The sequence below is a fragment of the Leisingera sp. F5 genome (assembly GCF_001593695.1).
Map to the genome: position 1 here is coordinate 1 of NZ_LUKH01000434.1, position 2,469 is coordinate 2,469.

The following is a 2,469-nucleotide window of genomic DNA, read 5'->3' on the forward strand; positions in this document are numbered from 1 at the left end:
GCGTTTCAGCACCTTGTCGTACATGCCGGCGTCCTGCACCTGCTTGGCCATTTTGCCCATGCCGGGCATCATCTGCATCATGCCCTCCATGCCGCCCATCTGGAGCATTTGCTCAAGCTGCATCTTCAGGTCGTTCATGTTGAACTGACCCTTCATCATGCGCTTCATCATGCGTTCGGCCTGCTCGGCCTCGATGGTTTCCTGGGCCTTTTCGACCAGCGCCACGATGTCGCCCATGCCGAGGATGCGGCCGGCGATGCGGTCGGCCTCGAAGGTTTCCAGCGCGTCCATTTTCTCGCCCAGGCCGACAAAGCGGATCGGCTTGCCGGTGACGGCTCGCATCGACAGCGCGGCACCGCCGCGGCCGTCGCCGTCCATCCGGGTGAGCACCACGCCGGAGATGCCGATCTTGGCGTCGAATTCCTCCGCGACCTCGACGGCGACCTGGCCGGTCAGGCCATCAACGACCAGCAGGGTCTCGCGCGGGGAGACCACATTGCGGACGTCCTCGACCTCCTGCATCAGCACTTCGTCGATGTGCAGGCGGCCGGCGGTGTCCAGCATGTAGACGTCATAGCCGCCCAGGGTTGCCTGCTGCTTGGCGCGTTTGGCAATATCGACGGGTTTCTGGCCCGGTACGATCGGCAGGGTGTCGACGCCGATCTGGGTGCCCAGGACGGCCAGCTGATCCATCGCCGCCGGGCGGTAGACGTCGAGCGAGGCCATCAGGACCTTCTTGCCCTCTTTGTCCCTCAGCCGTTTGGCCAGCTTGCCGGTGGTGGTGGTCTTGCCCGAGCCCTGCAGGCCGACCATCAGGACCGGGGCGGGCGGGTTGTCGACTTTCAGCTTGCCGGGGTCTTCGTCGCCGCGCAGCACGTCCACCAGCGCGTCATGGACGATTTTGACCACTTGCTGGCCCGGGGTCACCGATTTGGTGACGGACTGGCCGGTGGCCTGCTCCTGCACTTTCTTGACGAAGTCGCGGGCAACTGGCAGCGAGACGTCGGCCTCCAGCAGCGCCACCCGGACTTCGCGCAGGGCGGATTTGACGTCCTCTTCGTTGAGGGCGCCCTGTTTGGTGAGCCGATCAAAGACGCCGGAAAGGCGTTCGGATAGATTTTCAAACATGCCTTGCGGCCTCCTGTGCCGGTTTCCAGTTGTGGTGCCCCCGTATGTAGGGGACATGCGATCCATGCGCAAATGCCGCCAAGGTCCTTAGTGTCTGTCGCGAGGGCAAACCAAACGGGTTTGCCCCCACGGGCGTAACACGCTGGTGGAGGGCGATCCCTGGCACGGGCAGGGACCGGAAGACTCAGTGCTTCCGGATGTTTGGGAAGGCGTTACGCCGATTGACCGTCAGAGTCAACAGTTGCAGGGGCAGCAAGCAGCCATGTGTTGATCGCATCGGCCAGCCGCTGCGGGCCGATGCCGTTGGTGTAGGCTGTAACCAACGGATGGCGGCCGGCACTCATGCCGCCATCCAGCACCAGCACCGGGCGGCTGAGCGTGCGGGTGCGGCGCTCGCTGCGGCTGGTGGTGCTTTCCACTTCTGCGTGGGAGAGGTCGGCGAGGCGGTGCTCCATCTGGCTGTAGCCGAACACCGACTGGCGGCGGATCACGACGCTGCCGCCGGGGCGGTCGAGGATCACCTGCACCCGGCGCACGAACAGGCAGAAGGCCAGCATCCCCATGCCGCCGCCCGCCAGGGTGAAGATCAGGCCGGGCCAGACCAGGTCGCCGCCCTGGCTGAGCATGCCGACGCCGGCGCCGGTAAAGACCAGAATAAAAAAGGCAAGCATGATGCCGATCAGCCAGGGGGTATCGGACAGGATCAGCTGTTCAGGCGTGTTGAGGGTGATTTTCATGAGGTCAGCTTACATAGCGGAATGCAGTCATTCAGGGGAAATTGGCGGGGATTGCATCAAATCCGTGCGCAGGCCGCCGCCGCTACGCCCTCTGCGCGCTTGACTCGGGGCGGGGCGCTTGGCCAACATCGGAAGCGGTCCCTCGCTGTCCACTCACCGGCGCGGGCCGCTCAGAGGAGCACCGAGGCAGATCTTCAGCACAGGCAGGCTGCACGCCTTTGGCGTCCGCGGTCCTAGGCGGGCATTCGCATCAGCTATGGGAGGATCTGAGAACATGCGCGTTTTCACTATTCTGGGACCGTCGCAGTCCGGCAAATCAACGCTGGCCACGGCGCTGGCCAATCTGGACAGCGCTGCGGGCAAGCGGCAAGAGGTTGCAGGCGTCGCCGCTTTGCAGCCTTTTTCATTTATGGGTGAGGACTGGGCCGCGATCGACATTGCAGGCGGGGCCGACAATCTGGCACAGGCGGGGCCGGCGCTGGCGGCCAGCGATGCTGCCGTCCTCTGCGTTCCGGCAGATGCCGGGGCTGCGGTGCTGAGCGCGCCGTATTTGCGCAAGCTGGAGGAGGCGGGGATCCCCGCCTCCTCCAGCTTGCGCAAATAC

2 protein-coding genes and 1 pseudogene are annotated in these 2,469 nt (G+C 64.6%); 1 reads left to right on the plus strand and 2 read right to left on the minus strand.

Translation table 11 applies throughout. From position 1 onward, the window contains the following. Both ffh and A2I95_RS31475 read right to left on the minus strand, forming a co-directional pair. Positions 1-1,128: signal recognition particle protein (ffh, locus tag A2I95_RS31470; RefSeq protein ID WP_291736145.1), on the minus strand; the 1,128-nt coding region annotated here is incomplete at its 3' end. A gap of 212 nt (positions 1,129-1,340) precedes the next feature. Further along, positions 1,341-1,865 carry a hypothetical protein gene (locus tag A2I95_RS31475; protein WP_291736147.1) on the minus strand — a complete coding sequence of 175 codons (525 nt, stop codon included), beginning with the start codon at positions 1,863-1,865 and terminating at the stop codon, positions 1,341-1,343. A gap of 274 nt (positions 1,866-2,139) precedes the next feature. Between A2I95_RS31475 and A2I95_RS31480 the strand changes: the two are divergent. After that, positions 2,140-2,469 (plus strand): annotated as a pseudogene (locus A2I95_RS31480) (elongation factor G); the annotation flags it as partial.